We start from the raw sequence: 21,457 nt of genomic DNA, 5'->3' as shown, positions 1-21,457 counted from the left end.
GAGTTCACATGCAATTGAATGTTAATGGCGCACAAGCCATAGAAGTCTCCGAGCGTACCTTTGGCGCTGAGTTCAACGAGACGCTGGTGCACCAGGCAGTCGTCGCCTACATGGCAGGCGGTCGTCAGGGCAGCAAGCAGCAGAAGACTCGCTCCGATGTCGCCGGTGGCGGCAAGCGTCCCTGGCGCCAGAAGGGCACCGGTCGTGCGCGTGCCGGTACCACTCGTGGGCCGATCTGGCGTGGCGGTGGTGTGACTTTCGCTGCTCGTCCGCAGAATCACGAGCAGAAGCTCAACAAGAAGATGTATCGCGCCGCGATGCGTTCCATTCTTGCCGAGCTGGTTCGTTCCGAGCGCCTGGTCGTGGTCGAAGACTTCGCCGTCGACAGCCCCAAGACCAAGCTGCTTGCCAACAAGCTGAACGGTATGGGTCTGAATGACGTGCTGATCGTTTCCGATGCGGTCGATCAGAATCTTTATCTGGCTGCTCGCAACCTGCCGCACGTCGACGTACGTGATGTTCAGGGTTCCGATCCCGTCAGCCTGATCGCCTATGACAAGGTGTTGATCACCGTGTCGGCTGTGAAGAAATTCGAGGAGCTGCTGGGATGAACCAGGAACGCGTATTCAAAGTCCTGCTTGGTCCGCATGTCTCCGAGAAGGCAACCATGCTGGCCGACAGCAAGAGCCAGTTCGTTTTCAAGGTTGCGACCGACGCAACCAAGCTGGAAATCAAGAAGGCCGTCGAAAGCCTGTTCAACGTGAAGGTCGCCAAGGTCAGCACCCTGAATGTTCAGGGCAAGACCAAGCGTACCGCTCGCGGTCTGGGCAAGCGTAACGACTGGAAGAAAGCGTACATCGCGCTTCAGCCGGGCCAGGATCTCGATTTCTCCGGCAGTGCTGAGTAAGGAAGGGGTGCATCATGGCAATCGTTAAATGCAAACCGACTTCCGCGGGCCGCCGCTTTGTGGTCAAGGTGGTGGGTCAGGAGCTGCACAAAGGCGCTCCTTATGCTCCGCTGCTCGAGAAGAAGTCGAAATCCGGTGGCCGTAACAACAACGGTCGCATCACCACTCGTCACGTTGGCGGTGGTCACAAGCAGCATTACCGTCTGGTCGATTTTCGTCGCAACAAGGATGGCATTCCAGCCATCGTCGAGCGCATCGAATACGACCCGAACCGTACTGCGCACATCGCGCTGCTGAAGTATGCAGATGGCGAGCGTCGCTACATCATCGCGCCGAAGGGCGTGAGTGCTGGCGATCAGTTGCTGTCGGGCGTCAATGCGCCGATCAAGGCTGGTAACAGTCTGCCGCTGCGCAACATCCCGCTGGGTTCCACCATTCATGGTGTGGAGCTGAAGCCGGGCAAAGGTGCCCAGATCGCTCGTTCCGCTGGTGCTTCGGCTCAGCTGGTTGCGCGTGAAGGTGCGTACGTGACGCTGCGTCTTCGCTCCGGCGAAACACGCAAGGTGCTGGCTGAATGCCGCGCGACTCTGGGCGAAGTCTCGAACTCCGAGCATAGCCTGCGTTCGCTGGGTAAAGCAGGTGCCAAGCGCTGGCGTGGTGTCCGTCCGACCGTTCGCGGTGTGGCCATGAACCCGGTCGATCACCCCCATGGTGGTGGTGAGGGTCGTACCTCCGGTGGTCGTCATCCGGTGTCGCCATGGGGCTTCCCGACCAAGGGCGCGAAGACTCGTTCCAACAAGCGCACCGATAACATGATCGTCCGTCGTCGCAAGTAACTAGAGGGATACGACAGTGCCGCGTTCTCTGAAAAAAGGTCCTTTTATCGATCTTCACCTATTGAAGAAGGTCGAAGTGGCGATGGAAAAGAATGATCGCAAGCCGGTGAAAACCTGGTCGCGTCGTTCCATGATCCTGCCGCAAATGGTCGGTCTGACCATCGCTGTGCATAACGGTCGTCAACATGTTCCCGTTCTCGTGAGCGAAGACATGGTCGGTCACAAACTCGGCGAATTTGCCGGCACCCGTACCTATCGTGGTCACGTTGCCGACAAGAAAGGCAAGCGCTAAGGGGTAATGAAGATGGAAGTAGCCGCTAAGTTGTCGGGCGCTCGCATCTCCGCCCAGAAAGCCCGCCTGGTCGCCGACCAGATCCGCGGGAAAGGGGTGGGCGAAGCGCTCAACCTGCTGGCTTTCAGTAACAAGAAAGCCGCCGAGATCATGAAGAAAGTGCTGGAGTCGGCCGTAGCCAACGCCGAGCACAACGAAGGCGCTGACGTGGATGACCTGAAGGTTTCCACCGTCTTCGTCAACGAGGGGCGTTCGCTTAAGCGCATCATGCCGCGTGCCAAGGGCCGCGCTGATCGCATCGTCAAGCGGTCTTGCCATATCACTGTCAAGGTTGCGGACAAGTAACGGAGTCGATCAGATGGGTCAGAAAGTACATCCCACTGGCATTCGCCTGGGAATCGTCAAGGAGCACACCTCCGTCTGGTACGCAGACGGTCGTACGTACGCCGATTATCTGCTTGCAGATCTGAACGTGCGTGAGTACCTCCAGGACAAATTAAAAAGCGCGTCCGTAAGCCGTATCGACATCGCTCGCCCGGCTCAAACCGCACGCATCACCATCCACACCGCTCGTCCCGGCATCGTGATCGGCAAGAAAGGTGAAGATGTTGAGAAGCTGCGTCAGGACCTGACCAAGCAAATGGGTGTGCCTGTGCACATCAACATCGAAGAAATCCGCAAGCCGGAACTCGATGCAATGCTGGTAGCACAGAACGTTGCTCAGCAGCTGGAGCGTCGCGTGATGTTCCGTCGCGCCATGAAGCGCGCCGTACAGAACGCAATCCGCATTGGTGCCAAAGGCATCAAGATCCAGGTGAGCGGTCGTCTGGGTGGGGCTGAAATCGCCCGTACGGAATGGTATCGGGAAGGTCGTGTGCCGCTGCACACCCTGCGTGCCGATATCGACTACAACACCTACGAAGCGCACACCACTTACGGTGTGATCGGTGTCAAGGTCTGGATCTTCAAAGGCGAAGTGATTGGTGGTCGCCATGAAGAGCTCAAGCCCCAAGCGCCTGCGCCTCGTAAAAAAGCTGCCAAGTAAGGAGTACGCCAAATGTTGCAACCCAAGCGTACAAAATTCCGCAAGCAGATGACCGGTCACAACCGTGGCCTGGCTCAGCGCGGTAGCAAGGTCAGCTTCGGCGAGTTCGCTCTGAAGTCTGTATCCCGTGGTCGTCTGACGGCCCGTCAGATCGAGTCCGCGCGTCGTGCGCTGACCCGTCACGTGAAGCGTGGCGGCAAGATCTGGATCCGTGTATTCCCCGACAAGCCTGTCACCAAAAAGCCTCTGGAAGTCCGGATGGGTAAAGGTAAGGGTAACGTCGAGTACTGGGTAGCCCAGATTCAACCGGGCAAGGTGCTCTACGAGATCGAGGGTGTTTCCGAAGAGCTGGCGCGTGAGGCTTTCGCCCTGGCTGCTGCAAAGCTGCCGCTCGCCACCTCCTTTGTTAAGCGGACGGTGATGTGATGAAAGCGAATGAGCTTCGTGAAAAATCCGCTCAGCAGCTGAACGAGCAACTGCTCGAGCTGCTGCGCGACCAGTTCAATCTGCGTATGCAGAAAGCGACTGGCCAGTTGGGGCAGTCTCACCTGCTCTCGCAAGTCAAGCGCGACATCGCTCGTGTCAAGACTGTGCTCAACCAGCAGGCAGGTAAGTGATCATGGCTGAAGTTGAAAAGACTGTCCGCACGCTGACTGGCCGCGTCGTCAGCGACAAAATGGACAAAACCATCACCGTATTGATCGAGCGTCGCGTCAAGCACCCGATCTACGGCAAATACGTGAAGCGTTCGACCAAGCTGCACGCCCACGACGAAACCAACCAGTGCCGTATCGGCGACAAGGTCACCATCCGCGAGACTCGTCCGCTGGCGAAGACCAAGTCCTGGATGCTGGTTGATGTCGTCGAACGTGCCGTCGAAGTCTAAGGGCTAGGGGTCGGAGAAATTATATGATTCAGACTCAATCAATGCTCGATGTGGCGGATAACAGTGGCGCGCGCCGCGTTATGTGCATCAAGGTTCTCGGCGGTTCGCACCGCCGTTACGCCGGCATCGGCGACATCATCAAGGTTACCGTCAAGGAAGCGATTCCGCGTGGCAAGGTCAAGAAAGGCCAGGTGATGACCGCTGTAGTGGTTCGCACCCGTCACGGTGTTCGTCGTCCGGACGGCTCCATTATCCGCTTCGATGGCAACGCTGCTGTTCTGCTGAACAACAAGCAGGAGCCTATCGGTACTCGTATTTTCGGGCCGGTGACGCGTGAACTTCGTAACGAGAAGTTCATGAAGATCGTCTCCCTCGCGCCTGAAGTGCTCTAAGGAGTAGCCGCATGCAAAAGATTCGTCGCAACGACGAGATCATCGTCATCGCCGGCAAGGACAAGGGCAAGCGCGGTAAGGTGCTTCGGGTTCTCGCTGATGACCGTCTGGTCGTCGGTGGTATCAACCTGGTCAAGCGTCATACCAAGCCGAACCCGATGTCGGGCGTTCAGGGCGGTATCGTCGAGAAAGAGGCGCCTCTGCACGTCTCTAACGTCGCTATCTTCAACAGCGAAACCAACAAGGCTGATCGCGTTGGGTTCACGGTTGAAGACGGCAAGAAAATTCGTGTCTTCAAGTCGACCCAAAAGCCGGTTGAAGCTTGAGACTGCTAGGTAGATAACCATGGCACGACTAAAAGAAGTTTATCGGAAGCAAATCGCGCCCAAGCTGAAGGAAGAACTTCAGCTCGGCAACGTGATGGAAGTTCCACGCATTACCAAGATCACCCTCAATATGGGTCTCGGCGAAGCCATCGGTGACAAGAAGATCATCGATCATGCGGTTGCCGACCTGGAGAAGATCACCGGTCAGAAGGTCGTTGTGACCCATGCTCGGAACTCCATCGCAGGCTTCAAGGTCCGCGAAGGCTGGCCGATCGGCGTCAAGGTGACGCTGCGTGGCGATCGCATGTACGAATTCCTGGATCGTCTGCTGTCGATCTCCCTGCCTCGGGTTCGCGACTTCCGCGGCCTGAATGCCAAGTCCTTCGATGGTCGTGGCAACTACAGCATGGGCGTGAAAGAGCAGATCATCTTCCCGGAAATCGATTACGACAAGATCGATGCGCTGCGTGGTCTGGATATCACCCTGACCACTACCGCCCGGACGGATGATGAAGGTCGTGCGCTGCTGCGCGCCTTCAACTTCCCGTTCCGCAACTGATTGGAGTAGGTACATGGCTAAGCAAAGCATGAAGAACCGCGAGCTGAAGCGTCAGCAGACGGTTGCCAAATACGCTGCAAAGCGTGCGGCGCTGAAGGCTGTCATCGCCAACCCGAACTCCACGCCGGAAGCTCGTTGGGAAGCCCAGGTTTCCCTGCAGAAGCAGCCACGTGACGCCAGCGCTTCGCGCCTGCGTAACCGCTGCCGTCTGACTGGTCGTCCGCATGGTGTGTATCGCAAGTTCGGTCTTGCGCGCAACATGCTGCGCCAGGCTGCCATGCGTGGTGATGTGCCGGGTCTGGTCAAAGCCAGCTGGTAAATGAAGGTCCGGCTCATGGCTGGACTGGATGTTGTCGAATCAAGCCCCTCTGGGGCTTGATTCGTTTCAGGTCTGTCTCTAGAATGTCCGGCTCGCCCGAGCCTCGCATTTATCGCGGTCTCATCTAGAAGGCGACACGAGCCCTTGCGGGCTTATTTTTTCGTATTAGGAGCCAAGAGCCCATGAGTATGCAGGACCCGTTAGCGGACATGCTAACTCGTATCCGTAATGCCCAGATGGCCGAAAAGTCCGTCGTAAGCATGCCGTCTTCCACGCTGAAGGTGGCAGTAGCCAACGTTCTTCAGGGTGAAGGCTATATCGCGGGATACAACGTCAGTGGCGATGCAAAGCCGCAGCTGTCCATCGAGCTCAAGTACTTCGAGGGCCGTCCGGTCATCGAGGAGCTCAAGCGTGTAAGCCGTCCTGGCCTTCGCCAGTACAAATCCGTCGACCAGTTGCCGAAAGTTCGTGGCGGTCTGGGCGTTTCGATCGTGTCCACCAACAAGGGTGTGATGACTGATCGTGCTGCTCGCGCCGCTGGCGTTGGCGGCGAAGTGCTCTGCACTGTGTTCTAAGGGGGAATAAGCATGTCTCGCGTTGCTAAAAACCCCGTCAAGCTGCCCGCTGGCGTCGAAATCAAGATGACTGGCCAGCAGCTTTCGGTGAAGGGTGCCAAGGGCGCTCTGGAGCTGAATGTTCATTCGTCAGTTGAGGTCATCCAGGAGTCGGGTGAGCTGCGTTTTGCCGGTCGCAATGGCGATCAGCAGACTCGCGCCATGGCTGGTACCACCCGTGCGCTGGTGAACAATATGGTCGTCGGCGTTAGCCAGGGCTTCGAGCGCAAGCTCCAGCTGGTTGGTGTCGGTTACAAGGCGCAAGCCAAAGGTCAAGTGCTGTCCCTGGCTCTCGGCTTCTCGCACCCGGTGGAATATGAACTGCCGCAAGGCGTTACCGCTGAGACCCCCAGCCAGACCGATATCCTGATCAAGGGTATCGATAAGCAACTGGTCGGTCAGGTGGCTGCTGAAATCCGTGATTATCGTCGTCCTGAGCCTTACAAGGGCAAAGGCGTGCGTTACTCGGACGAAGTGGTTCGTCGTAAAGAAGCTAAGAAGAAGTAGGGCATAGCAAATGAGCCTAAAGAAAGTTACTCGTCTGCGTCGCGCTCGCAAGGCACGCCTGAAGATGCGCGAGCTGGAAGTCGTACGCCTGTGTGTGTACCGCTCTTCCCAGCACATCTACGCCCAGGTCCTCTCGGCCGGTGGCGACAAGGTCCTGGCCAGCGCCTCGACACTCGACAAAGAACTGCGCGGCGGTGCCACAGGCAACGTCGACGCTGCCAAGAAAGTTGGTCAGCTGGTCGCTGAGCGTGCTAAGGCCGCAGGTGTCACCCAGGTGGCGTTCGACCGTTCTGGCTTCAAGTACCACGGTCGTGTGAAGGCACTGGCTGATGCTGCTCGTGAAGGCGGGCTGGAGTTCTAAGTTATGGCATATAACGAGCAAAAGCGCGACGAAGGCTACATTGAGAAGCTGGTTCAAGTTAACCGCGTCGCCAAAACAGTAAAAGGTGGTCGTATCTTCACCTTCACCGCGTTGACCGTGGTGGGTGATGGCAAGGGTCGTGTAGGTTTCGGTCGCGGCAAATCCCGCGAAGTGCCTGCCGCCATTCAGAAGGCGATGGAAGCGGCTCGCCGCAACATGATCCAGGTCGACCTGAACGGCACTACCCTGCAGTACGCAACCAAGGCTGCGCATGGCGCTTCCAAGGTCTACATGCAGCCTGCCTCGGAAGGTACCGGTGTGATCGCTGGTGGCGCGATGCGCGCCATTCTGGAAGTCGCTGGCGTGCAGAACGTTCTGGCCAAGTGCTACGGTTCTACCAACCCGGTCAACGTGGTTCACGCTACGTTCAAGGGTCTGAAGGCCATGCAGTCACCTGACTCGATCGCTGCCAAGCGCGGCAAGAGCGTTGAGGAGATTTCCTGATCATGGCTAACGCAACCGTCAAGGTCACGCTGATCAAAAGCGTCAGCGGTCGTATTCCCAATCACAAGCTGTGCGTCAAGGGTCTGGGCCTGCGTCGCATTGGTCACACCGTCGAAGTTCAGGACACTCCTGAGAATCGCGGCATGATCAACAAGGCTTACTACATGCTCCGTGTGGAGGGCTAAGCCATGCAACTGAACGATCTGCGTTCTGCGCCAGGCGCCCGTCGCGAAAAGCTGCGTCCGGGCCGTGGTATCGGCAGCGGTCTCGGCAAGACCGGTGGCCGTGGTCACAAGGGTCAGACTTCCCGCTCCGGCGGCAAGATCGCTCCCGGCTTCGAGGGTGGTCAGCAGCCTCTGCATCGCCGTCTGCCGAAGTTCGGCTTCGTTTCTCTGAAAGCCATGGATCGCGCCGAAGTGCGTACCTCCGAGCTGGCCAAGGTTGAAGGCGATGTTGTAACTCTGCAGAGCCTCAAAGACGCCAACATCATCAACCACAACGTTCAGCGTGTAAAAGTCATGCTGTCCGGCGAGGTCGGTCGTGCGGTGACTCTCCAGGGCATCGCCGCCACCAAGGGTGCGCGTGCGGCTATCGAAGCAGCTGGCGGCAAGTTCGAGGAATAAATGGCTAAGCAAGGTGCTCTCTCCGCGCTGAGTAATGGTGGGCTGTCCGAGCTCTGGGCGCGTCTGCGTTTTCTGCTGATGGCGATCATCGTCTATCGAATTGGCGCACACATCCCGGTGCCGGGGATCAACCCCGACAGGTTGGCCGAGCTGTTCCGTCAGAACGAAGGGACCATCCTTAGCCTGTTCAACATGTTCTCCGGCGGCGCGCTGGAGCGGATGAGCATTTTCGCGCTGGGGATCATGCCGTACATTTCGGCGTCGATCATCATGCAGCTCATGACCGCTGTCAGCCCGCAGCTGGAGCAGTTGAAGAAGGAAGGCGAGGCCGGGCGTCGCAAGATCAGTCAGTACACGCGTTACGGAACGCTGGTGCTGGCGATCGTCCAGGCGATCGGCATGTCGGTCGGTCTGGCGGGGCAGGGTGTCGCGTTCAGCAACGACTTCGGCTTCTACTTCGTGGCCATCACCACCTTCGTGGCGGGTGCAATGTTCATGATGTGGCTGGGCGAGCAGATCACCGAGCGGGGTGTCGGTAACGGCATCTCCATGTTGATCTTCGCGGGCATCGTTGCCGGTTTGCCGGGCGCGCTGGGGCAGTCTTTCGAGTCTGCGCGGCAGGGTGATATCAATATCATCGCGCTGCTTGCCGTAGGCCTGGTTGCCGTTGCCATCATCGGTTTCGTGGTGTTCATCGAGCGTGGTCAGCGGCGGATCGCCGTTCACTATGCAAAGCGTCAGCAGGGCCGCAAGGTTTTCGCTGCGCAGACGAGCCACCTGCCGCTGAAGGTCAATATGGCAGGCGTCATCCCTGCGATCTTCGCCAGCAGTATCCTGCTGTTCCCGGCGTCCCTGGGGCAGTGGTTCGGTCAGTCCGAGAGCATGAGCTGGCTGGCGGATATCTCCCAGTCGATCGCTCCGGGCCAGCCGTTGAACATCCTGTTGTTCAGCGCCGGTATCATCTTCTTCTGCTTCTTCTATACGGCATTGATGTTCAATCCGAAAGACGTTGCGGAAAACCTGAAGAAGTCCGGTGCGTTTATCCCTGGAATCCGGCCTGGTGAGCAGTCCGCACGCTATATCGATGGCGTACTGACCCGCTTGACCATGTTCGGTGCCCTGTACATGACGGCTGTATGCCTGCTGCCCCAGTTCCTTGTGGTGGCTGCAAACGTGCCGTTCTACCTTGGCGGGACTTCGTTGCTGATCGTGGTGGTGGTGGTGATGGACTTCATGTCGCAAGTGCAGTCACACCTCATGTCTCACCAGTATGATTCCCTGATGAAAAAAGCCAACCTGAAGGGCTATGGCAGCGGAATGCTCCGCTGATTGGTTCGTAAGGTTCGAGGAGTTGGTCATGAAAGTTCGTGCATCGGTCAAGAAGCTGTGCCGCAACTGCAAGATCGTCCGTCGCGAAGGCGTCGTACGAGTCATCTGCAGTGCAGAACCGCGTCACAAACAGCGCCAAGGCTGATTGTGAGCTAAAGCTAGAACCCGGTAGCTAGTGCGCTGCCGGGTTGATTATTTGTTATTACAGCGTTAGTATCTCGCGCCCTTTTCTTGGCTTCCGGGGCGTTGGGTAGCTGTCAATTGGAGTTTCACTGAATGGCCCGTATTGCAGGCGTAAACATTCCGGATAACAAGCACACTGTTATCTCGCTGACCTACATCTATGGTGTCGGTCGCACTCGTGCGCAGACCATCTGCGCAGCTACCGGCGTAAATCCGGCAGCGAAAATCAAGGATCTCTCCGACGAGCAGGTCGAACTGCTGCGCGGCGAAGTGGCCAAGTTCATCGTTGAAGGTGATCTGCGTCGCGAAGTCAACATGAAGATCAAGCGCTTGATGGACCTGGGTTGCTACCGCGGCCTGCGTCATCGTCGTGGTCTGCCGGTGCGCGGTCAGCGTACCAAGACCAACGCCCGCACCCGCAAGGGCCCGCGCAAGCCGATCCGCAAGTAATCGCGTAGGAATTTAAGTAATGGCAAAACCTGCTGCTCGTCCTCGTAAGAAAATCAAAAAGACAGTGGTTGATGGCATCGCCCACATCCATGCCTCTTTCAACAACACCATCATCACCATCACCGATCGTCAGGGCAACGCGTTGTCCTGGGCTACTTCCGGTGGTTCCGGTTTCCGTGGTTCGCGTAAAAGCACCCCGTTCGCTGCTCAGGTAGCTGCCGAGCGTGCTGGTCAGGCGGCTCTGGAATATGGCTTGAAGAACCTCGACGTCAACGTCAAAGGTCCAGGTCCGGGTCGTGAATCTGCCGTTCGTGCTCTGAATGGCTGTGGTTATAAAATCGCCAGCATCACCGACGTGACGCCAATCCCGCACAACGGGTGCCGTCCGCCGAAGAAGCGCCGCGTGTAATCAGGAGACAGTGAAGAATGGCTCGTTATATTGGTCCCAAGTGCAAACTGTCTCGTCGTGAAGGCACCGATCTCTTTCTGAAGAGTGGTGCGCGCGCGCTCGAATCGAAGTGCAACATCGAAACCCCACCGGGTGTTCATGGTCAACGTCGTGGTCGCCTCTCCGACTACGGTACCCAGCTGCGCGAGAAGCAGAAAGTTCGCCGTATCTACGGTGTGCTCGAGCGTCAGTTCAGCGGTTACTACAAGGAGGCTGCCAGCCGCAAGGGCGCTACCGGCGAGAACCTGCTGCAGCTGCTCGAATGCCGTCTGGATAACGTCGTTTACCGCATGGGCTTCGGCTCCACGCGTGCCGAATCGCGCCAGCTGGTTTCCCACAAGGCAATCAGCGTCAACGGCAAGACCGTGAACGTTCCTTCCTACCAGGTCAAAGCGGGTGACGTGGTGGAAGTGCGCGAGAAGTGCCGTAACCAGTTGCGTATCGCCCAGGCCCTGGAACTGTGCGCACAGCGCGGTCGTGTTGAGTGGGTCGAAGTAGATACCGACAAGAAAACCGGTGTTTTCAAGAGTGTTCCGGCTCGCAGTGATCTGTCCGCCGACATCAACGAAAACCTGATTGTCGAGCTCTACTCCAAGTAAGGGCTAGAAAATAGGTGTATCCATGCAGAGTTCGGTAAATGAGTTCCTGACCCCCCGCCATATCGATGTGCAGGTGGTCAGTCCGACCCGTGCCAAGATCACGCTCGAGCCTCTCGAGCGTGGTTTCGGCCACACCCTGGGCAACGCGCTGCGTCGTATTCTGTTGTCCTCAATGCCAGGCTGCGCAGTGGTCGAGGCTGAGATCGACGGCGTGCTCCACGAGTACAGCGCCATCGAGGGCGTGCAGGAAGATGTCATCGAAATCCTGCTCAACCTCAAAGGTATCGCCATCAAGCTGCACGGCCGTGATGAAGTGACCTTGAGCCTGGTGAAGAAGGGCGCGGGCGCTGTTACCGCTGCCGATATCCAGCTGGATCACGATGTCGAAATCGTCAATGGCGATCACCTGATCGCCAACCTGGCGGCCAATGGTTCGATCAACATGAAGCTCAAGGTCGCTCGCGGCCGTGGTTACGAGCCTGCTGATGCGCGTCAGAGCGATGAAGATGAAAGCCGCAGTATTGGCCGTCTTCAGCTCGATGCCACCTTCAGCCCGGTTCGTCGCGTGGCTTATGTGGTCGAGAACGCCCGTGTTGAACAGCGTACCAACCTGGACAAGCTGATCATCGATCTGGAAACCAACGGCACCCTGGATCCCGAAGAGGCGATCCGTCGTGCTGCGACTATCCTGCAACAGCAACTGGCTGCGTTTGTCGACCTCAAGGGCGATAACGAACCGGTTGTGGTGGAGCAGGAAGACGAGATCGATCCGATTCTGCTGCGTCCGGTTGATGACCTGGAACTGACCGTGCGTTCGGCGAACTGCCTCAAGGCAGAAAACATCTACTACATCGGTGATCTGATTCAGCGCACCGAAGTGGAACTGTTGAAAACGCCGAACCTGGGCAAGAAGTCTCTGACCGAAATCAAAGACGTTCTGGCTTCTCGTGGTCTGTCCCTCGGCATGCGCCTCGATAACTGGCCGCCGGCAAGTCTCAAGAAGGACGATAAGGCTACGGCCTGATCGTCCCTAGTCACCGAACTGATCGTTTGGTAAGGAATTTCAATCATGCGTCATCGTAAAAGTGGCCGTCATCTGAGCCGCACCAGCGCACACCGCAAGGCCATGTTCCAGAACATGGCGGTGTCGCTGTTCGAGCACGAACTGATCAAGACCACCCTGCCCAAGGCCAAGGAACTGCGTCGCGTCGCCGAGCCGCTGATCACCCTGGCCAAGGAAGACAGCGTCGCCAACCGTCGTCTGGCTTTCGACCGTACCCGCTCGAAGGCCATCGTTGGCAAGCTGTTCAACGATCTGGGCCCGCGTTATGCCACCCGTCAGGGCGGCTACCTGCGTATTCTCAAGTGCGGCTTCCGCGCTGGTGACAATGCGCCAATGGCTTACGTCGAGCTGGTTGACCGTCCGGTTACCGGTGAAGTGGAGGCTGCGGAGTAAGTTCGCTGCGTTCAAAAAAACCGAGCCTTGGCTCGGTTTTTTTATGGCTGAAAGATTTCCTCTATCGAGGGCGTTGACCTTCATCATTAGTCGGCGTTGCGCTTGCTCTCTATGATGAGAGCCACACAACCCGCGCTTCTGAGCGCGCCGCACGAGATTTCTGATGCACGCCAAGGAGATGCAGCCATGACTGACAAGCCAAGACTCACAACCGTCGCCGGCGCCCCGGTAGCCGAAAACCAGAACGTTATGAGCGCCGGTCCGCGTGGGCCGATGTTGTTGCAGGACGTCTGGTTCCTGGAAAAGTTGGCGCATTTCGATCGTGAAGTCATTCCCGAGCGCCGTATGCACGCCAAAGGCTCTGGCGCTTTTGGCGAGTTCGTGGTTACCCACGATATTACCCGCTATACCAAGGCGGCGATCTTTTCCGAGATCGGCAAGAAAACCCCGATGTTTGCCCGTTTTTCTACAGTGGCCGGTGAGCGTGGTGCGGCTGATGCCGAGCGCGATATTCGCGGCTACGCCCTGAAGTTCTATACCGAGCAGGGCAACTGGGACATGGTCGGCAACAACACGCCGGTATTCTTCTTCCGCGATCCGCTGAAATTTCCCGATCTGAACCATGCGGTCAAGCGCGACCCGCGCACCAACATGCGCAGCGCCAACAATAACTGGGACTTCTGGACCGGCCTGCCCGAAGCGCTGCACCAGATCACCTATGTGATGGGCGATCGGGGCATTCCCGCCTCGTATCGACACATGCATGGTTTTGGCTCGCATACTTACAGCTTCATCAGCGCCGATAACCAGCGCTACTGGGTCAAGTTCCATTTCAAGACCCAGCAGGGCATCAAGAACCTGACCGATGCGGAAGCGGCGGCCATCGTCGCGGGTGATCGGGAAAGTTCGCAGCGTGACCTGTTCGAAGCCATTGAGCGGGGAGAATTCCCGCGCTGGACCATGTATGTCCAGGTGATGCCCGAAGCCGAGGCTGCAAGCTATCGCTTCCATCCATTCGACCTGACCAAGGTCTGGTCGAAGAAGGATTATCCGCTGATCGAAGTGGGTTACTACGAGCTGAACCGCAACGCCGACAACTATTTCCAGGACGTCGAACAGGCAGCCTTCACCCCGGCCAACGTGGTGCCCGGCATCAGCTTCTCGCCGGACCGCATGCTGCAGGGGCGTCTGTTCTCCTACGGTGATGCGCAGCGCTATCGTCTGGGCGTCAATCACCACCAGATTCCGGTGAATGCGCCGCGTTGCCCGGTGCACAGTTTCCACCGCGATGGCGCCATGCGGGTGGATGGCAACCACGGCGGGCGTCTGCACTATGAGCCGAACACCTATGGCGAGTGGCGGGAGCAGCCCGATTTCAGCGAGCCGCCGCTGGCTCTGGGTGGGGCGGCTGACCGTTACGATTTCCGTGCGGACGATGCCGATTACTTCACTCAGCCGGGGGATCTCTTCCGTTTGATGGAGGCCGATGAGCAGGAACGCCTGTTCGGGAATACGGCGCGGGCCATGGGTGATGCGGCGCGGCATATCAAGCTGCGTCACATCAGGCATTGCTACCTGGCCGACCCTGCTTACGGCGCGGGTGTGGCAAAGGCGCTGGATCTTCCGGTTGAGGAAGCCCTGGCCTGATCCCTGCGCTGAATGAAAAAGCCCGCAGCAGTGCTGCGGGCTTTTGGTTTTCAGGCTGCCGGACTATTCAGGCTCGGTTTCGCTCCAGCAAGGGCTTGAGGAAGTGCCCGGTGTGCGACTGCGGCATCTCGGCCACTTCTTCCGGTGTTCCACTGGCGATGATCTGCCCGCCCTTGGAGCCGCCTTCGGGGCCCAGGTCGACCAGCCAGTCCGCCGTGCGGATTACATCCAGGTTGTGCTCGATGATCACCACGGTATTCCCGTGGTCACGCAGTCGGTGCAGCACATCGAGTAGTTGCTGGATGTCAGCGAAGTGCAGGCCGGTAGTGGGCTCGTCAAGAATATAGAGGGTCTTGCCGGTGTCGCGCTTGGACAGCTCGCGCGACAGCTTGACCCGCTGCGCTTCACCGCCGGAGAGGGTGGTCGCGCTCTGCCCCAGCTTGATATAGGACAGGCCCACATCCATCAGCGTCTGCAACTTGCGCGCAACCGCCGGCACCGGGTCGAAGAACTCCCGCGCTTCCTCGATAGTCATGTCGAGCACTTCGGTGATGCTCTTGCCTTTATACTTCACTTCCAGGGTTTCGCGGTTGTAGCGCTTGCCCTTGCACACGTCACAGGGAACGTAGATATCCGGCAGGAAGTGCATTTCCACCTTGATCACGCCGTCGCCCTGGCAGGCTTCGCAACGTCCGCCCTTGACGTTGAAGGAGAAGCGTCCTGGGCCGTAACCGCGCGAGCGCGCTTCCGGAACGCCGGCGAACAGTTCGCGGATGGGCGTGAACAGGCCGGTGTAGGTGGCCGGGTTAGAGCGTGGCGTGCGGCCAATGGGGCTCTGGTCGATATCGACCACCTTGTCCAGGTATTGCAGGCCATCGAAGGAGTCGTGGGGCGCCACTTCCAGTGTGGTGGCGCCATTGAGCGCCGTGGCGGTGATGGGAAAAAGAGTGTTGTTGATCAGCGTCGACTTGCCAGAGCCGGACACGCCGGTAATGCAGGTCAGCAGGCCCACCGGGATTTCCAGATCGACGTTGCGCAGGTTATTGCCGCGCGCGCCCTTGAGCTTGAGCAGCTTCTTCGGGTCGCGCAGGGTGCGTTCGGGCGGATAGCTGATTTGCACACGACCAGACAGGTATTTGCCGGTCAGCGAATCGGGGTGCGTCATCACCTCGTCGGGAGTGCCTTCGGCGACGATACGACCGCCATGCACGCCAGCGCCGGGGCCGATATCGACTACATAATCAGCCATGCGGATCGCATCTTCGTCATGCTCGACGACGATCACCGTGTTGCCGATGTCGCGCAGGTGACGCAGGGTGCCGAGCAGGCGCTCATTGTCGCGCTGGTGCAGGCCAATGGAAGGCTCGTCCAGGATGTACATGACGCCGACCAGACCTGCGCCAATCTGGCTGGCCAGGCGGATGCGCTGGGCTTCACCGCCGGAAAGCGTGTCGGCGCTGCGATCCAGGGTCAGGTAATCGAGGCCGACGTTGACCAGAAACTGCAGGCGCTGGCAGATTTCCTTGAGGATCTTGTCGGCGATCTCGCCGCGCCGCCCGCTCAGCGTCAAGCCTGCAAAATATTCGGCGGCATCGCCAATCGGCAGACGGGTGACGGCTGGCAGCGTCTTGTCGCCAACCCAGACATGGCGAGCCTCGCGACGCAGGCGGGTGCCGCGGCATTCGGGGCAGGGCTGGGTGCTGAGATATTTGGCCAGTTCTTCGCGGACGCTGTTGGATTCGGTTTCGCGGTAGCGGCGTTCGAGATTGGGGATGATCCCCTCGAACGGGTGCGAGCGCTTGACGATATCGCCCCGATCGTTCAGATAGCGGAAATCAACGTTCTCCTTGCCGCTGCCGCGCAGGATGTATTGCTGATGGGTTTCGGATAGCGAGCCGAATGGCTCGTCGAGGCTGAAACCATAATGTGCGGCCAGCGAGCCGAGCATCTGGAAATAATAGACGTTGCGCCTGTCCCAGCCGCGAATCGCACCCTCGGCCAGCGTCAGCTCGCCGTTGACCAGGCGTTTGGCGTCGAAGAACTGCTTGGCACCCAGGCCATCACAGGTCGGGCAGGCGCCGGCGGGGTTGTTGAAGGAGAACAGCTTGGGCTCCAGCTCGCTGATCGAGTGGCCGCAGATCGGGCAGGCGAAGCGCGCCGAGAAGATCATTTCCTCACGGTCGTCGTCTTCGTCCATGGGGGCGGCCAGGGCAATGCCGTCGGCCAGCTTGAGCGCGGTCTCGAAGGACTCGGCCAGGCGTTGCTGCAGGTCGCCGCGTACCTTGAAGCGGTCCACCACGACATCGATGGAATGTTTCTTCTGCTTGTCCAGTTTCGGCAGTTCATCGAGTTCGTACAGCTTGCCATTGACCCGCGCGCGGACGAAGCCTTGGGCGCGCAACTCGTCGAAGACCGCCAGGTGCTCGCCCTTGCGCTCGCGGATCACCGGGGCCAGCAGCATCAACTTGCTGCCTTCGGGCAGGGCCAGCACCTGATCGACCATCTGGCTGACGGTCTGCGCTTCCAGCGGCTCATCGTGATCCGGGCAGCGTGGCGTGCCGACTCGCGCATAGAGCAGGCGCAGGTAATCGTAGATCTCGGTGATGGTGCCCACGGTGGAGCGCGGGTTGTGCGAGGTGGACTTCTGCTCGATTGAAATGGCCGGCGACAGGCCTTCGATGGTGTCCACGTCGGGCTTTTCCATCATCGACAGGAACTGCCGGGCGTAGGCCGACAGCGATTCCACGTAGCGGCGCTGGCCTTCTGCGTAAAGGGTATCGAAGGCCAATGAGGACTTGCCTGAGCCGGACAGGCCGGTGATCACGATCAACTTGTCGCGCGGCAGGGTCAGGTCGATGTTCTTCAGGTTGTGGGTGCGAGCCCCACGGATCAGAATCTTGTCCAAAACAGCCTCGCGTGGCGGGCGAAAACCGGAAATTATACGGCCCGGACGGCGGCGCGGCAAAATTACGCGCCTGTGCCAGGTAGAGGATGACTGCTAGAATCGCCGCCGGTTCATTCGAGCGAGACCCCCACAAATGCAGGACCCCTACAGCGAACGCATGAATGCCAGCGAAACCCGCGCAGCTTCCGGGCTGGCCATGGTCTTCGCGTTTCGCATGCTTGGCATGTTCATGGTGCTGCCGGTGCTGGCGACCTATGGCATGGACCTGCAGGGCGCCACACCGGCGCTGATCGGTCTTGCCATCGGTGCTTATGGTTTGACCCAGGCGGTGCTGCAAATTCCCTTTGGCATGTTGTCTGATCGCATTGGCCGTCTGCCGGTGATCTACTTCGGTCTCTTGCTGTTCGCGCTGGGTGCCGGGCTCGCGGCCATGGCCGACTCTATCTGGGGAGTGATCGCCGGGCGGGTACTGCAGGGCGCCGGGGCGATCTCGGCTGCGGTAATGGCGCTGCTTTCCGACCTGACCCGCGAGCAACATCGGACCAAGGCCATGGCCATGATCGGCATGAGCATCGGCGTATCCTTTGCGGTAGCCATGGTCATCGGGCCGTTGCTGACACAGGCATTCGGGCTTTCCGGTCTGTTCTGGATAACGGCGGCGCTGGCACTGCTGGGTGGCGTGATCGTCGCGACCCTGCCACGCGCTCAGCAGCATCTGCAGCATCGTGAATCGGGGCTGGCGAAGCAGGCGCTGGGTAAGACCTTGCGCCATCCGGATCTGCTGCGTCTGGATTTCAGCATTCTGGCCCTGCATGCCATTCTCATGGCCAGTTTCGTCGCGTTGCCGCTGGCGCTGGTGGATGAGGGCGCGCTGCCCAAGGAAGATCACTGGTGGGTTTACCTGACGGCGCTGCTGGTCGGTTTCCTGGGGATGATTCCGTTCATCATCTATGGCGAGAAGAAGCGCCAGATGCGGCGGGTGCTGCTGGGTGCGGTTGGGGTGCTGCTGCTGTGCGAGCTGTTCTTCTGGCTGTTCGGGCATGGCCTGTGGGCTCTGGTGTTCGGCATGGTGATCTTCTTCACGGCCTTCAATCTGCTGGAAGCCTCCTTGCCGTCGCTGATCAGCAAGGTCGCGCCAGCGGGCGGCAAGGGCACGGCGATGGGGGTGTATTCCACCAGCCAGTTCCTCGGTGCGGGGCTGGGCGGGATTCTCGGTGGCTGGCTCTACCAGCTGGGTGGGCTCGATCTGGTGTTCGTCATTTGCGCGGCGCTTGCCGGGGTGTGGCTGTTGGTCGTGCGGAGCATGCGCGAGCCACCTTATGTCAGCGGTCTGCGGCTGCCGCTGTCGGAAGCGGCGCGGGCCAATCCGGATCTTACGGCGCAGTTGCTGGCCGTGCCCGGCGTGTCGGATGCGGTCGTGCTGGCCGATGAGGGGGCCGCCTATGTCAAGGTGGATGCGCAGGTGATCGACAGGGCCGAGCTGGATCGACTGGTCGCATAGCAGGTCTTTGAAAAGCATAGGTAGTATTTTCAACAGCCTGTTAGCTCCGTTGCCGTTCGCCGAGCCACATGGCTGCGGCGGTTTTACCGCCTTTGTGGCACCGCACCGGCACTGATGCGACATGGCTGGCAAAAATACCGCTGGCCTGCAACTCGCGCTCATGTCCTGTTGGATGGTCCGGATGGCTGAGGTAAGATTCGCGGTCATTGGCTTTTTCCTGTTCGCAGGAAGTTTTGCCCAGCCAGCCCAATTCATGTTCCAGATAAGGAGTTACCCATGGCCAGAGGGGTGAATAAAGTCATCTTGATCGGCAATGTCGGCGGCGATCCGGAAACCCGCTACATGCCCAATGGCAATGCGGTGACCAACATCACGCTGGCGACCACCGACAGCTGGAAGGACAAGCAGACCGGCCAGCTTCAGGAGCGCACCGAATGGCACCGCGTGGTGCTGTTCGGCAAGGTTGCAGAGATTGCCGGTGAGTACCTGCGCAAGGGCTCGCAGTGCTATATCGAAGGGCGTCTGCAGACCCGCGAGTGGGAGAAGGACGGCGTCAAGCGCTACACCACGGAAATCGTGGTCGACATGGGCGGTACCATGCAGCTGCTCGGTGGCCGTGGTGGCAGCTCCGACGATGCGCCACGCCAGTCGCAGCCGCGCCCGCAGCGTGAACCGCAGCAGGCGGCACGCCCTCAGCAGTCCCAGCCGAAGCCGGTCGCCCAGCAGCCGGCAGCCGACTACGACAGCTTCGACGACGATATTCCGTTCTAGAGTTCACTCCATGCGAATGCGCCTGATGCTGTTGGGCGGCGGCAATGCCCTGGGCCAGGCGCTCATCCGCCTTGGCGCCGAGGAGGATATCAATTTCCTCGCGCCGTGCCCGCCCGACAGGGGCTGGGATGCGTCCAGCCTGACCGAATTGCTCGACGACAACCGCCCGGACGTCGTGATCAACCTTGCCTATTATTTCGACTGGTTCCAGAGCGGGAAGGTCGACGAGACCGTGCTGGCCAGCCAGGAGCGCGCCGTGGAGCGTCTGGCAGAACTCTGCCAGCACCATCAGCTCGTGCTGCTACAGCCGTCCAGCTACAGGGTTTTCGATGGTGCGCGCACCACGGCCTACAGCGAGAAGGACGAAGTTGCTCCGCTGGATGCCCGTAGTCGCGCGCTCTGGCGTGTCGAGCAGACTGTACGGGCGCTCTGTCCCCGGCATGTTCTGCTGCGTTTCGGCTGGTTGCTCGATGACAGCCCGCATGGTTTGCTGGGGCGTTTCCTGCAGCGTCTCGAACAGGACGAGCAGCTGGTACTCGCCGACGACCGGCGCGGCAACCCTACGCCGGTGGATGATGCCGCGCGGGTCATGCTGGCCGTCATCAAGCAGCTCGACTGCCAGGCCCCGCTCTGGGGTACCTACCACTATGGCGGGCATGAGGCATCGACGCCGCTGGTGGTGGCCCAGGCGCTGTACACCGAGGCCAGCCAGCATCGGCCCTTGAGGGTCGAAAGCCTGACGCCGATCGCTCACGCCGACTGTGACGATGCGGCGGACGAGCCACAGCATGGCGTGCTGGCCTGCAAGAAGATCTTCAATACCTTCGGTATCAAGCCGCGTGCCTGGCGCACGGGGTTGCCGAGTCTGCTGGAGCATTACTACCGTCATGGCTGAGTCCCCGATCCTGGTGACCGGGGGGGCTGGCTTCATCGGCTCCAATCTGGTCGATGCACTGCTGGTCCGTGGCTATTCGGTGCGGGTGCTGGACAATCTGTCCACCGGCAAGCGCAGCAACCTGCCAGCTGATGATCGGGTCGAGCTGATCGAAGGCGATGTGGCTGATGCGCAGGTGGTGCGTAGCGCCTTGCAGGGCTGTGCGGTTGTGGTGCACCTGGCGGCGGTGGCCTCGGTGCAGGCTTCGGTGGATGATCCGCTCGGTACCCATCGCAGCAACCTGATTGGCACTCTCAACCTGTGCGAAGCGATGCGCGAGGCGGGTGTGCGTCGTGTGGTCTTCGCGTCGAGCGCGGCGGTCTACGGCAATAATGGTGAAGGCCAGGCCATCGATGAAGACACGCCAAAGTCCCCTCTGACCCCCTATGCGGCGGACAAGCTCGCCAGCGAGCACTATCTCGATTTCTATCGGCGTCAGCACGGGCTGGAGCCGGTGGTGTTCCGCTTCTTCAATATCTACGGTCCGCGTCAGGACCCCTCTTCGCCGTACTCCGGTGTGATCAGCATCTTTACCGAACGTGCCCAGCAGGGATTACCCATCACCGTATTCGGCGATGGCGAGCAGACCCGTGATTTTCTCTATGTCGGCGATCTGGTCGAGTTGCTGGTGCAGGCGCTGGAGTGCAATGAAACCCAGGAAGGCGCGATCAATGTCGGGCTCAATCACGCCACGTCGTTGAATCAGCTGCTGGCGGCGATTGGCGATGTGCTTGGCGGGCTGCCGCCGGTCAGCTACCAGGCGGCGCGCAGTGGAGATATTCGCCATTCGCGGGCAAACAATGCGCGACTGCTGCAGCGCTTTCGGTTGCCCGAGCCGGCGACCGATATGCGCAGTGGACTGGCGAGACTCCTGAATCGCTAGCAGGTTAGAGGCCGTAGCCTGGATTAGCCGAAGGCGTAATCCGGGTTTCCGAAGGCGTAATCCGACAATTCGCAGGCACAATCCGAAGCTTCGAAGGCAGACCTTGGTTCTGCCCATTGGGTTGGTGAGGCGTCGAAAACAACAAAGGCGCCCGAGGGCGCCTTTGTCTGGTCTGCGATT

At 59.5% G+C, this 21,457-nt stretch carries 33 protein-coding genes; 31 read left to right on the top strand and 2 right to left on the bottom strand.

Features of this window, described 5'->3' with window-relative positions:
- Positions 1 to 8 precede the first annotated feature (8 nt).
- The 27 genes from rplD (at position 9) to G7020_RS01210 (ending at position 14,283) form a co-directional block, all read left to right on the top strand.
- A complete protein-coding gene (rplD, locus tag G7020_RS01340; protein ID WP_181082244.1) occupies positions 9 to 611 on the top strand; it encodes a 50S ribosomal protein L4 in 603 nt (200 codons plus the stop codon).
- Positions 608 to 907: a 50S ribosomal protein L23 gene (gene rplW, locus G7020_RS01335; protein ID WP_037025744.1), complete on the top strand. Its 300-nt coding sequence runs from the start codon at positions 608 to 610 to the stop codon at positions 905 to 907. Before rplD ends, rplW begins: the two co-directional genes overlap by 4 nt.
- A gap of 14 nt (positions 908 to 921) precedes the next feature.
- Positions 922 to 1,743 carry a 50S ribosomal protein L2 gene (rplB, locus tag G7020_RS01330; protein WP_181082243.1) on the top strand — a complete coding sequence of 274 codons (822 nt, stop codon included), beginning with the start codon at positions 922 to 924 and terminating at the stop codon, positions 1,741 to 1,743.
- Between the two features lie 16 nt (positions 1,744 to 1,759).
- Positions 1,760 to 2,035 (top strand): 30S ribosomal protein S19, encoded by a 276-nt coding sequence (gene rpsS / locus G7020_RS01325; RefSeq protein WP_021209376.1) that lies wholly within the window; start codon positions 1,760 to 1,762, stop codon positions 2,033 to 2,035.
- Positions 2,036 to 2,047: 12 nt separating this feature from the next.
- On the top strand, positions 2,048 to 2,380 hold the full coding sequence (gene rplV / locus G7020_RS01320; protein ID WP_181082242.1) for a 50S ribosomal protein L22: 333 nt from the start codon (positions 2,048 to 2,050) through the stop codon (positions 2,378 to 2,380).
- A gap of 13 nt (positions 2,381 to 2,393) precedes the next feature.
- Positions 2,394 to 3,080, top strand: coding sequence for a 30S ribosomal protein S3 (rpsC, locus tag G7020_RS01315; RefSeq protein WP_181082241.1), 687 nt, complete (start codon positions 2,394 to 2,396; stop codon positions 3,078 to 3,080).
- Between the two features lie 12 nt (positions 3,081 to 3,092).
- On the top strand, positions 3,093 to 3,506 hold the full coding sequence (gene rplP, locus G7020_RS01310) for a 50S ribosomal protein L16 (RefSeq protein ID WP_014854222.1): 414 nt from the start codon (positions 3,093 to 3,095) through the stop codon (positions 3,504 to 3,506).
- A complete protein-coding gene (rpmC, locus tag G7020_RS01305) occupies positions 3,506 to 3,697 on the top strand; it encodes a 50S ribosomal protein L29 (protein ID WP_003289209.1) in 192 nt (63 codons plus the stop codon). The genes rplP and rpmC overlap by 1 nt, the downstream gene beginning before the upstream one ends.
- Positions 3,698 to 3,699: 2 nt before the next feature.
- On the top strand, positions 3,700 to 3,966 hold the full coding sequence (rpsQ, locus tag G7020_RS01300; RefSeq protein ID WP_037025751.1) for a 30S ribosomal protein S17: 267 nt from the start codon (positions 3,700 to 3,702) through the stop codon (positions 3,964 to 3,966).
- Positions 3,967 to 3,989: 23 nt separating this feature from the next.
- On the top strand, positions 3,990 to 4,358 hold the full coding sequence (rplN, locus tag G7020_RS01295) for a 50S ribosomal protein L14 (RefSeq protein WP_014854220.1): 369 nt from the start codon (positions 3,990 to 3,992) through the stop codon (positions 4,356 to 4,358).
- Between the two features lie 11 nt (positions 4,359 to 4,369).
- Complete coding sequence (rplX, locus tag G7020_RS01290) at positions 4,370 to 4,684, top strand: 50S ribosomal protein L24 (protein WP_181082240.1); 315 nt, start codon at positions 4,370 to 4,372, stop codon at positions 4,682 to 4,684.
- Between the two features lie 19 nt (positions 4,685 to 4,703).
- Complete coding sequence (gene rplE, locus G7020_RS01285) at positions 4,704 to 5,243, top strand: 50S ribosomal protein L5 (protein ID WP_037025754.1); 540 nt, start codon at positions 4,704 to 4,706, stop codon at positions 5,241 to 5,243.
- Positions 5,244 to 5,256: 13 nt separating this feature from the next.
- Entirely contained in the window at positions 5,257 to 5,562 is a 306-nt protein-coding gene (gene rpsN / locus G7020_RS01280) for a 30S ribosomal protein S14 (protein WP_181082239.1), read from the top strand.
- Between the two features lie 182 nt (positions 5,563 to 5,744).
- Positions 5,745 to 6,137 carry a 30S ribosomal protein S8 gene (gene rpsH / locus G7020_RS01275; RefSeq protein WP_014854216.1) on the top strand — a complete coding sequence of 131 codons (393 nt, stop codon included), beginning with the start codon at positions 5,745 to 5,747 and terminating at the stop codon, positions 6,135 to 6,137.
- Between the two features lie 12 nt (positions 6,138 to 6,149).
- Positions 6,150 to 6,683 carry a 50S ribosomal protein L6 gene (gene rplF / locus G7020_RS01270; RefSeq protein ID WP_181082238.1) on the top strand — a complete coding sequence of 178 codons (534 nt, stop codon included), beginning with the start codon at positions 6,150 to 6,152 and terminating at the stop codon, positions 6,681 to 6,683.
- Positions 6,684 to 6,693: 10 nt separating this feature from the next.
- Entirely contained in the window at positions 6,694 to 7,044 is a 351-nt protein-coding gene (rplR, locus tag G7020_RS01265) for a 50S ribosomal protein L18 (protein ID WP_181082237.1), read from the top strand.
- A 3-nt stretch (positions 7,045 to 7,047) separates the two neighbouring features.
- Positions 7,048 to 7,548: a 30S ribosomal protein S5 gene (gene rpsE / locus G7020_RS01260; protein ID WP_181082236.1), complete on the top strand. Its 501-nt coding sequence runs from the start codon at positions 7,048 to 7,050 to the stop codon at positions 7,546 to 7,548.
- Between the two features lie 2 nt (positions 7,549 to 7,550).
- Positions 7,551 to 7,733: a 50S ribosomal protein L30 gene (gene rpmD, locus G7020_RS01255; RefSeq protein ID WP_014854212.1), complete on the top strand. Its 183-nt coding sequence runs from the start codon at positions 7,551 to 7,553 to the stop codon at positions 7,731 to 7,733.
- A gap of 3 nt (positions 7,734 to 7,736) precedes the next feature.
- Entirely contained in the window at positions 7,737 to 8,171 is a 435-nt protein-coding gene (rplO, locus tag G7020_RS01250; RefSeq protein ID WP_181082235.1) for a 50S ribosomal protein L15, read from the top strand.
- Positions 8,172 to 9,500 (top strand): preprotein translocase subunit SecY, encoded by a 1,329-nt coding sequence (secY, locus tag G7020_RS01245; RefSeq protein WP_181082234.1) that lies wholly within the window; start codon positions 8,172 to 8,174, stop codon positions 9,498 to 9,500. It begins immediately after the preceding gene.
- 28 nt (positions 9,501 to 9,528) lie between these two features.
- Entirely contained in the window at positions 9,529 to 9,645 is a 117-nt protein-coding gene (gene rpmJ / locus G7020_RS01240) for a 50S ribosomal protein L36 (RefSeq protein WP_014854209.1), read from the top strand.
- A gap of 131 nt (positions 9,646 to 9,776) precedes the next feature.
- Complete coding sequence (gene rpsM, locus G7020_RS01235; RefSeq protein WP_014854208.1) at positions 9,777 to 10,133, top strand: 30S ribosomal protein S13; 357 nt, start codon at positions 9,777 to 9,779, stop codon at positions 10,131 to 10,133.
- Between the two features lie 19 nt (positions 10,134 to 10,152).
- Positions 10,153 to 10,542, top strand: coding sequence for a 30S ribosomal protein S11 (gene rpsK, locus G7020_RS01230; protein ID WP_019339962.1), 390 nt, complete (start codon positions 10,153 to 10,155; stop codon positions 10,540 to 10,542).
- A 17-nt stretch (positions 10,543 to 10,559) separates the two neighbouring features.
- Positions 10,560 to 11,180, top strand: coding sequence for a 30S ribosomal protein S4 (gene rpsD / locus G7020_RS01225; RefSeq protein ID WP_181082233.1), 621 nt, complete (start codon positions 10,560 to 10,562; stop codon positions 11,178 to 11,180).
- Positions 11,181 to 11,202: 22 nt separating this feature from the next.
- On the top strand, positions 11,203 to 12,204 hold the full coding sequence (locus G7020_RS01220; RefSeq protein ID WP_181082232.1) for a DNA-directed RNA polymerase subunit alpha: 1,002 nt from the start codon (positions 11,203 to 11,205) through the stop codon (positions 12,202 to 12,204).
- A gap of 45 nt (positions 12,205 to 12,249) precedes the next feature.
- On the top strand, positions 12,250 to 12,636 hold the full coding sequence (gene rplQ / locus G7020_RS01215; protein ID WP_019339959.1) for a 50S ribosomal protein L17: 387 nt from the start codon (positions 12,250 to 12,252) through the stop codon (positions 12,634 to 12,636).
- Between the two features lie 186 nt (positions 12,637 to 12,822).
- Positions 12,823 to 14,283 (top strand): catalase, encoded by a 1,461-nt coding sequence (locus tag G7020_RS01210; protein ID WP_181082231.1) that lies wholly within the window; start codon positions 12,823 to 12,825, stop codon positions 14,281 to 14,283.
- Between the two features lie 67 nt (positions 14,284 to 14,350).
- Here G7020_RS01210 and uvrA read toward each other — a convergent pair whose 3' ends face one another.
- Positions 14,351 to 17,188 (bottom strand): excinuclease ABC subunit UvrA, encoded by a 2,838-nt coding sequence (gene uvrA, locus G7020_RS01205; RefSeq protein ID WP_181082230.1) that lies wholly within the window; start codon positions 17,186 to 17,188, stop codon positions 14,351 to 14,353.
- A 133-nt stretch (positions 17,189 to 17,321) separates the two neighbouring features.
- Between uvrA and G7020_RS01200 the strand changes: the two genes are divergently transcribed.
- Complete coding sequence (locus G7020_RS01200; protein WP_181082229.1) at positions 17,322 to 18,689, top strand: MFS transporter; 1,368 nt, start codon at positions 17,322 to 17,324, stop codon at positions 18,687 to 18,689.
- Between the two features lie 40 nt (positions 18,690 to 18,729).
- On the opposite strand, the gene G7020_RS01195 is transcribed toward G7020_RS01200, so the two are convergent.
- A complete protein-coding gene (locus G7020_RS01195; protein WP_181082228.1) occupies positions 18,730 to 18,939 on the bottom strand; it encodes a hypothetical protein in 210 nt (69 codons plus the stop codon).
- Positions 18,940 to 18,965: 26 nt separating this feature from the next.
- Between G7020_RS01195 and G7020_RS01190 the strand changes: the two genes are divergently transcribed.
- Genes G7020_RS01190 through G7020_RS01180 form a run of 3 tightly spaced genes read left to right on the top strand, consistent with a single transcriptional unit; the run spans position 18,966 to position 21,277 of the window.
- Positions 18,966 to 19,460, top strand: coding sequence for a single-stranded DNA-binding protein (locus G7020_RS01190; protein WP_181082227.1), 495 nt, complete (start codon positions 18,966 to 18,968; stop codon positions 19,458 to 19,460).
- Positions 19,461 to 19,470: 10 nt separating this feature from the next.
- Positions 19,471 to 20,355 (top strand): sugar nucleotide-binding protein, encoded by an 885-nt coding sequence (locus G7020_RS01185; protein WP_181082226.1) that lies wholly within the window; start codon positions 19,471 to 19,473, stop codon positions 20,353 to 20,355.
- Positions 20,348 to 21,277 (top strand): NAD-dependent epimerase/dehydratase family protein, encoded by a 930-nt coding sequence (locus G7020_RS01180; protein ID WP_181082225.1) that lies wholly within the window; start codon positions 20,348 to 20,350, stop codon positions 21,275 to 21,277. Before G7020_RS01185 ends, G7020_RS01180 begins: the two co-directional genes overlap by 8 nt.
- The last annotated feature ends 180 nt before the right edge of the window (positions 21,278 to 21,457 follow it).

This window comes from Stutzerimonas stutzeri (genome assembly GCF_013522825.1).
In the GTDB taxonomy this organism is placed as follows: Bacteria; Pseudomonadota; Gammaproteobacteria; order Pseudomonadales; family Pseudomonadaceae; genus Stutzerimonas; species Stutzerimonas stutzeri_AK.
Note: the sequence above shows the minus strand (reverse complement) of the source record. Positions and strands in the feature narration are given on the sequence as shown.

What these genes read in the sequence shown, in the direction of transcription:
- rplE (WP_037025754.1), top strand. Translation starts at nt 4,704, where the DNA reads ATGGCACGACTAAAAGAAGTTTATCGGAAGCAAATCGCGCCCAAGCTG.
- rplX (WP_181082240.1), top strand. Translation starts at nt 4,370, where the DNA reads ATGCAAAAGATTCGTCGCAACGACGAGATCATCGTCATCGCCGGCAAG.
- rplN (WP_014854220.1), top strand. Translation starts at nt 3,990, where the DNA reads ATGATTCAGACTCAATCAATGCTCGATGTGGCGGATAACAGTGGCGCG.
- G7020_RS01180 (WP_181082225.1), top strand. Translation starts at nt 20,348, where the DNA reads ATGGCTGAGTCCCCGATCCTGGTGACCGGGGGGGCTGGCTTCATCGGC.
- rpsQ (WP_037025751.1), top strand. Translation starts at nt 3,700, where the DNA reads ATGGCTGAAGTTGAAAAGACTGTCCGCACGCTGACTGGCCGCGTCGTC.
- rplR (WP_181082237.1), top strand. Translation starts at nt 6,694, where the DNA reads ATGAGCCTAAAGAAAGTTACTCGTCTGCGTCGCGCTCGCAAGGCACGC.
- rplW (WP_037025744.1), top strand. Translation starts at nt 608, where the DNA reads ATGAACCAGGAACGCGTATTCAAAGTCCTGCTTGGTCCGCATGTCTCC.
- rplF (WP_181082238.1), top strand. Translation starts at nt 6,150, where the DNA reads ATGTCTCGCGTTGCTAAAAACCCCGTCAAGCTGCCCGCTGGCGTCGAA.
- rplD (WP_181082244.1), top strand. Translation starts at nt 9, where the DNA reads ATGCAATTGAATGTTAATGGCGCACAAGCCATAGAAGTCTCCGAGCGT.
- G7020_RS01210 (WP_181082231.1), top strand. Translation starts at nt 12,823, where the DNA reads ATGACTGACAAGCCAAGACTCACAACCGTCGCCGGCGCCCCGGTAGCC.
- rpmJ (WP_014854209.1), top strand. Translation starts at nt 9,529, where the DNA reads ATGAAAGTTCGTGCATCGGTCAAGAAGCTGTGCCGCAACTGCAAGATC.
- secY (WP_181082234.1), top strand. Translation starts at nt 8,172, where the DNA reads ATGGCTAAGCAAGGTGCTCTCTCCGCGCTGAGTAATGGTGGGCTGTCC.
- G7020_RS01220 (WP_181082232.1), top strand. Translation starts at nt 11,203, where the DNA reads ATGCAGAGTTCGGTAAATGAGTTCCTGACCCCCCGCCATATCGATGTG.
- rplQ (WP_019339959.1), top strand. Translation starts at nt 12,250, where the DNA reads ATGCGTCATCGTAAAAGTGGCCGTCATCTGAGCCGCACCAGCGCACAC.
- rplP (WP_014854222.1), top strand. Translation starts at nt 3,093, where the DNA reads ATGTTGCAACCCAAGCGTACAAAATTCCGCAAGCAGATGACCGGTCAC.
- rpsD (WP_181082233.1), top strand. Translation starts at nt 10,560, where the DNA reads ATGGCTCGTTATATTGGTCCCAAGTGCAAACTGTCTCGTCGTGAAGGC.
- rplV (WP_181082242.1), top strand. Translation starts at nt 2,048, where the DNA reads ATGGAAGTAGCCGCTAAGTTGTCGGGCGCTCGCATCTCCGCCCAGAAA.
- rpsC (WP_181082241.1), top strand. Translation starts at nt 2,394, where the DNA reads ATGGGTCAGAAAGTACATCCCACTGGCATTCGCCTGGGAATCGTCAAG.
- rplO (WP_181082235.1), top strand. Translation starts at nt 7,737, where the DNA reads ATGCAACTGAACGATCTGCGTTCTGCGCCAGGCGCCCGTCGCGAAAAG.
- rplB (WP_181082243.1), top strand. Translation starts at nt 922, where the DNA reads ATGGCAATCGTTAAATGCAAACCGACTTCCGCGGGCCGCCGCTTTGTG.
- rpsM (WP_014854208.1), top strand. Translation starts at nt 9,777, where the DNA reads ATGGCCCGTATTGCAGGCGTAAACATTCCGGATAACAAGCACACTGTT.
- G7020_RS01200 (WP_181082229.1), top strand. Translation starts at nt 17,322, where the DNA reads ATGCAGGACCCCTACAGCGAACGCATGAATGCCAGCGAAACCCGCGCA.
- G7020_RS01185 (WP_181082226.1), top strand. Translation starts at nt 19,471, where the DNA reads ATGCGAATGCGCCTGATGCTGTTGGGCGGCGGCAATGCCCTGGGCCAG.
- rpmD (WP_014854212.1), top strand. Translation starts at nt 7,551, where the DNA reads ATGGCTAACGCAACCGTCAAGGTCACGCTGATCAAAAGCGTCAGCGGT.
- rpmC (WP_003289209.1), top strand. Translation starts at nt 3,506, where the DNA reads ATGAAAGCGAATGAGCTTCGTGAAAAATCCGCTCAGCAGCTGAACGAG.
- rpsN (WP_181082239.1), top strand. Translation starts at nt 5,257, where the DNA reads ATGGCTAAGCAAAGCATGAAGAACCGCGAGCTGAAGCGTCAGCAGACG.
- G7020_RS01190 (WP_181082227.1), top strand. Translation starts at nt 18,966, where the DNA reads ATGGCCAGAGGGGTGAATAAAGTCATCTTGATCGGCAATGTCGGCGGC.
- rpsH (WP_014854216.1), top strand. Translation starts at nt 5,745, where the DNA reads ATGAGTATGCAGGACCCGTTAGCGGACATGCTAACTCGTATCCGTAAT.
- rpsK (WP_019339962.1), top strand. Translation starts at nt 10,153, where the DNA reads ATGGCAAAACCTGCTGCTCGTCCTCGTAAGAAAATCAAAAAGACAGTG.
- rpsE (WP_181082236.1), top strand. Translation starts at nt 7,048, where the DNA reads ATGGCATATAACGAGCAAAAGCGCGACGAAGGCTACATTGAGAAGCTG.